This window comes from Helicobacter cetorum, from assembly GCF_900198405.1.
Classification (GTDB): domain Bacteria; phylum Campylobacterota; class Campylobacteria; order Campylobacterales; family Helicobacteraceae; genus Helicobacter; species Helicobacter cetorum_C.
The window spans coordinates 1-5,165 of sequence record NZ_FZMR01000017.1 but is presented as its reverse complement, the minus strand read 5'-3'; the positions used below and the strand labels follow the sequence as shown (position 1 = coordinate 5,165).

At 32.9% G+C, this 5,165-nt stretch carries 5 protein-coding genes; 1 reads left to right on the top strand and 4 read right to left on the bottom strand.

What is annotated here, in order from left to right:
- Positions 1-17 precede the first annotated feature (17 nt).
- A complete protein-coding gene (locus C6H25_RS05230) occupies positions 18-1,157 on the bottom strand; it encodes a hypothetical protein (RefSeq protein WP_104748405.1) in 1,140 nt (379 codons plus the stop codon).
- Positions 1,158-1,606: 449 nt separating this feature from the next.
- Here C6H25_RS05230 and C6H25_RS08600 point away from each other — a divergent pair, with 449 nt between their 5' ends.
- Entirely contained in the window at positions 1,607-1,753 is a 147-nt protein-coding gene (locus C6H25_RS08600) for a hypothetical protein (RefSeq protein ID WP_158653885.1), read from the top strand.
- A gap of 46 nt (positions 1,754-1,799) precedes the next feature.
- Here C6H25_RS08600 and dnaG read toward each other — a convergent pair whose 3' ends face one another.
- From dnaG to C6H25_RS05210, 3 genes are all read right to left on the bottom strand, one after another.
- Positions 1,800-3,362 (bottom strand): DNA primase, encoded by a 1,563-nt coding sequence (dnaG, locus tag C6H25_RS05225; protein WP_104748404.1) that lies wholly within the window; start codon positions 3,360-3,362, stop codon positions 1,800-1,802.
- A gap of 17 nt (positions 3,363-3,379) precedes the next feature.
- Positions 3,380-4,561, bottom strand: a complete 1,182-nt coding sequence (locus tag C6H25_RS05220; RefSeq protein ID WP_199768943.1) for an RAD55 family ATPase — start codon at positions 4,559-4,561, stop codon at positions 3,380-3,382.
- A 394-nt stretch (positions 4,562-4,955) separates the two neighbouring features.
- Positions 4,956-5,165, bottom strand: a 210-nt coding sequence (locus C6H25_RS05210; protein ID WP_104748402.1) for a hypothetical protein, incomplete at its 5' end; no start/stop codon positions are given.

Sequence of the window (5,165 nt, the reverse complement as noted above, 5' to 3'; positions counted from 1 at the left end):
TAAAACACTTTTTAGGGTTAAAACCCTATAATCTTTAAGACTTCTTCTAGCTGATTATTAGAAAGTCCTTTAGCATTAGAAGTAATAACTTCTTTAGCTGAATTTCTAATAGAAGTGAGTTTGTCTTTTAATCCTACTAATTCGTGCTCTTTAGCTTGTATTTCACTCTCTAGCTTTTTAATCTCTGCTTGCTCTTTAGTTTTTAAACTCTCTAATTCTTTTAATTTTGAGTTATCGCCCTTAAGCTCTTTAGTCTTTGTTTCTATTTCATTTTTTAAAGTCTCTAAAGCTTTAAAAGAACTCTTAAAGCTTAGGTTATAAACTTTTAATCTCTCGCCCTTAGAATATTCTTTATTTTGCATTAAAAACGCCCATGCTTGCTTTTGCTTTAAGGGGTTTAAAAAATGAAATACCACAAATTCTGGCTTAATAGCCTTAGCAAAATTAAGCCTTACAAAATAGTTGTATTGAGCATTGCCCGCTAGATTTCTATGAAAAGTATTGTTATTAAGCTCACTTAATACGCTTGTATGAAATTGGTTATTAATGCCATCCATTGGGTTATAAGCGTTTAGGGCGTTGTAATTCAAACTTCCCGGTTTATGGTATTCATAAATAACGCCCTTAGGGAATATGGCATAAGGATTAGTTAAAAACACATCTAACACCCTTAAAACCCCTTGATTAAATAAGCCTTCATAAATTTTATTGTTGGCTTGTTGCTCTCTAGGATTGAAATTAAAATCAAAGCTGAATTTTTTGTCAAATCGTTTGTTCTCTATAGCTTGCTTTTTAACTAGCTCTTTTAAACGCTTGCTAGAATCTTGTATATCTTGTTTTAAACTTGTAAGGCTCTTATTGTTAGCGCTGATTGAAGAATTTAAGTTGCTAGAGCTTGTTTTTAAGCCTTGTAGAATATGGGTGTAGCTATTAATGGTTTTGAGTGTGTTCTCAAATTGGTTTTTAAGATTGACTAATTGATTGACTGCTTGATTTGAAAGACTAGAAGAACCATTAGGGTTGAAATTGGGTATAAAGCCATTACCTGCACCACTACCACTAACGCCATCATTGTTTGGGCCTATTGGGGTAAATGATGGCACATAAGGACCACTGCCAACGCTACCACTACCTATGCCTATATCAAAAAAGCCCATGTGTTTTTCCTTGTTTTTAAGCGTATTTTAGGGGGTTTAATAGGGGGTTTAAAGGGTTAAAAATTCGTGTTTAACTAGAAAAGATTTTAAAATCTTTTCTAGCTTTAGCCTTTAGTGTAAAGGCGTTAGTAAAATAGTGCTTAAAAGCGCTATAATAATAACCACGAATTTAAACATGGCTACTCCTTTGAGATAATCTTAGAGAGTAACCGCCTAGAGAAGTTGTGACCTTCTTTAGGCTTTTAACTTCCCTAGACTTGTATTCTATCTAAAAATTTAATTTTAAAAAAATTATAAAAACTTAGTAAAAAACAAAGCTAGTAATAAAAAGCTTAACAAGGTCAAGCCAGCTAATAATAAGAGCTTGTTTGACAAACAAGCGATAGCCCAAAAAAAGAGCTTTTAAGCAACGCTTAAAAGTGATAACCCCTTAAGCGTTATAGGGGTAAATGGGATTTTTAAGGGGAATAGGGGGTATATCAGTGAGCGTTTTTAAAAGTGCTAAACGCACTTTTAGTAAAACAGCGAACAAGGCGATAGCCTTTATTGACCCCCCTTGCAACCCCCTTAAAGATAAAAATAAATTAAGCGATTAAAAAAACTTAAAAGAGTGTTTGTTAGCACTCAAAGCTAAAGATAGCATTAAAAAGGGATTTGCAATTCTTTTATCTTTTCTTTTAAGGCGCTAACTAAGGCATAATCCTTATTCTCTAAGGCTTTTTTTAAACTAAGATTTAAGCCTTTAACTTTCATTTCTGCTAAGGAGCTTGCATAATGAATCTCTTTTAAAACTTGATAATCGTTTAAAAACTCTAAGGAGCTGAAATCATTTAAAAGAATCTTTTTAAAAATCTCTTTGTATTCTACATCACTAGGGCTTAAATGACGGCTTGCAATGTATCTAAACTCTTCATTATCTATCATGGTTTTATAAATTCTAGCTTCCAATAAAGAGATAGGGGGCTTTTGAGTGGTTTTCTTTTTAGAAGAAGTAGGTAAAAAGGAATTTAAAATCACTTCAAATTCGCCCTTAATAAAGGGGCTTAAGCCCTTAATGGTGTTTAAGATTTTCTTGTAATTAGAATCCTTTTCTTCAAGGCTTAATTCATTCCTTAATAAAAACGCACAATAGAATTTAAACCCATAAATTTTGACTAAATTAGGGCGTTTGTTTTGTTCTAAAAACTCGCCTAAATCTTTAAACTCTCTATTTTTAATCTTAATCACGCTCACATTAGTAACCCCTGAAACAAAGCATAATTCTAAGGCCCTTATACTAGCTTGTAAGCCCGCTAAATCATTATCCAAAGAAAAACACAACTCAACGCCAAGCTTAGCTAACATGTTTAAATGCTCTTTAGTAAAAGCCGTTCCTATGCAACAAATCGCATTAGGATAGTTAAAAAAATCATAACCTATCACATCAAAAAAGCCTTCACAAATAATCACTTGCTTTCTTTTGATAATCTCATCATAGGCTTTAGAGTAGTTAAAAAGAATGTAGGATTTTTTAAAAATCTTAGAATCTCTGCCGTTAATGTATTTAGGAGCGTCTTTACAAGCAATCATTCTAGCAATACAACTTCTAGCTGAAAAACTTCTAATTTTACTTTTAGAGTCTTTTAAGGGTATGGTGATTCGGTAGTTGCAATAGCTTTTTAACTCTTTTTTATCGTTATTGTTATTAAAAAGACCGCTATCTAAGAGTTCGCTTTCACTAAATCTATTCTTTAAACTCTCTAAATCTTCACTGATACAAAAGCCTAAGTCATAAGCTTGTATGTATTCAAGGCTAATATTTCGCTTATGGTTAAGATAGTTTAAAACGATAGGTTCGTTTAAAAGGCGTTTTTTAAAAAGCTCGTTAGCATAGCTTAAAATCTCTATTAACTTTTGATTGTATTCAAATTTTTCATTGCTTTCATATTCTAAAGCGAAATTATAAAGACTAGCGACTTCTTCAATAGCATCTTTAAAACTAATCTTTTTGTATTCTTGTAAGAATTTAAAAGCATCACCGCTTGCACCGCACCCAAAGCATTTGTAAAGATTTTTACTAGCGCTAATCATAAAGCTAGCGCTTCTTTCATCATGAAAAGGACAGCATGCTTTTAAAGAACTGCCCGCTTTGTGTAAATCTAGGTATCTCTCTACTACTTCTATGATATTAACTTGTGCTTTTAAGAGTTCAAAATTTTTTATCATGCGAAATTCCCTTATAGTTAAATACTCATAATATTCACGGCGTTTTGTTGCTCTAAATAATTTTCTTGAGCTTTTTTAAAATCAGTTTCTACTTCAAAAAAGCGGTAATTTTCCATTTTGAGATACTGATAACCTTGTAAGCCTGTTTGCTTATTTTTTAAGATTAAAACCTTTCTGTGCTTGGCTCTTTGGCCATAATCTTTGATATGGCTTAATTCACCGCTTTTCAACTTCTCAATTCTAATCATCACATGCGCTTCATGCGCACCTTTGCGTGAGCCTGTAGGGGCAAAGCTGTCGTTTTTAGAATTTTGAATAATTAGAATAATAACCACTTGTAAGCGTTTGGCTAAGTCGGCTAAGGTGGTGAATTTAATCGTTTCTACTTCTTCAATGGTTCTGCCTATGATTGGGGCTTGGATTTTCATTTGGCTATCTATAATAAAAAGTTTATGCCCTTCTTTAGATAATCCTTTGATTTGTGCGACTAATTCATTAATCTCACAACTCATATCATCTATAAAATAGTTTTCTTTATTAAGAATAAAGCCTTTGCTAGTTAAGGTTTCTACATGCTTTCTAACGCTAAATTCAAAGCCAAAATAAGTAACCTTGTGAAACTTTTGCGCATGGGCTAAATACTGCACGGCTAACAAGGTTTTACCCGCTTCTGGGTCTCCGCTAAGTAATACCATTTGCCCTACTTCTAAACCGCCATCGCTTAAGTGGTCTAAAAACTTCATGCCGGTTTCTATCTTTTCAATCTCGGGCAAGTTCTTAAAATACTCTTCCCACTCCCAAAAATATTTACCATTTCTATTGCTCCCTAACTTAATATGCTTGCCTAAAAAGTCATAATCAAAAATTTCACTTTTTCGTGTGGCTTTGATAAGTTCATTCCCTAGAAACTCTTGCATTTTAAGGCTTAAGTGCGTTTTAAAATCGCTCTTTAAGTCTAAATAGTTAGGGTAGCTATCCGCATTTAGTATCTCTTCAAATTCCTTACTCTCAAAGGCTTGTTCGCCAATTTTTAGCTTGATAGTTTCTAGCTGTATGACTTGATTCTTATTCTTCATCTCTAGCAAGGCTTGGATAACCCTTTGATTAAAGGGGCTAAAGCTAGTGATGCTGATTTCTTCTAAAAACTCTTCAATGTCGTTTGGGTAAGTGATGAAACTATTCATAATTAAGTTTTGCATTTTTCTTTCTCTCTTTCTTTCAATATTTAAATTTCTTTTAGTTCTTAGTGCTACACACACTCTTAAAAAAAAGCTTTTTGGCTTTTCTTTTATTCTCTTTCTTTTAATTCATTCTCAAGTGGGGAAGGGGTTGTCAATAAAGGCTTACGCCTTGTTCGCTGTTTTACTAAAAGTGCATTTAGCACTTTTAAAAACGCTCACTGATATACCCCCTTATCCCCCCTTAAGAAACCCCTTGCTTTAAAAAGACATTTAGTCTTTTTAAAGTCCCTAAAACGCTTAAGAAGTTATCGCTTAAACGCTAAAAAGCGTTTAAGCTCTCTTATTTGTTGGTTTGGCTTGCTAAAGCAAGCTCTTTTTTCTTGTTATCGCTTGTTTGATAAACAAGCTCTTATTATTTCTTTCCCTTGTTTTCTCTTTTTTCCAAAAACTCTAAAAAACTCTCAAACTCTTTGAGCCTGCCATAAATGACTAAGTCGGTCTTTTGATACTCTCTAATAGACTTCAAAAAAGCTAAACGAACGATATTTGATATGGTTGTTTTTTGCTTTCTTTTTTGAGTTAAAAGCTTTTTTAGGGTTGGCTCTTGCAAAAGGATTTTTTT

What these genes read in the sequence shown, in the direction of transcription:
- C6H25_RS05230 (WP_104748405.1), bottom strand. Translation starts at nt 1,157, where the DNA reads ATGGGCTTTTTTGATATAGGCATAGGTAGTGGTAGCGTTGGCAGTGGT.
- C6H25_RS08600 (WP_158653885.1), top strand. Translation starts at nt 1,607, where the DNA reads ATGGGATTTTTAAGGGGAATAGGGGGTATATCAGTGAGCGTTTTTAAA.
- dnaG (WP_104748404.1), bottom strand. Translation starts at nt 3,362, where the DNA reads ATGATAAAAAATTTTGAACTCTTAAAAGCACAAGTTAATATCATAGAA.
- C6H25_RS05220 (WP_199768943.1), bottom strand. Translation starts at nt 4,561, where the DNA reads ATGCAAAACTTAATTATGAATAGTTTCATCACTTACCCAAACGACATT.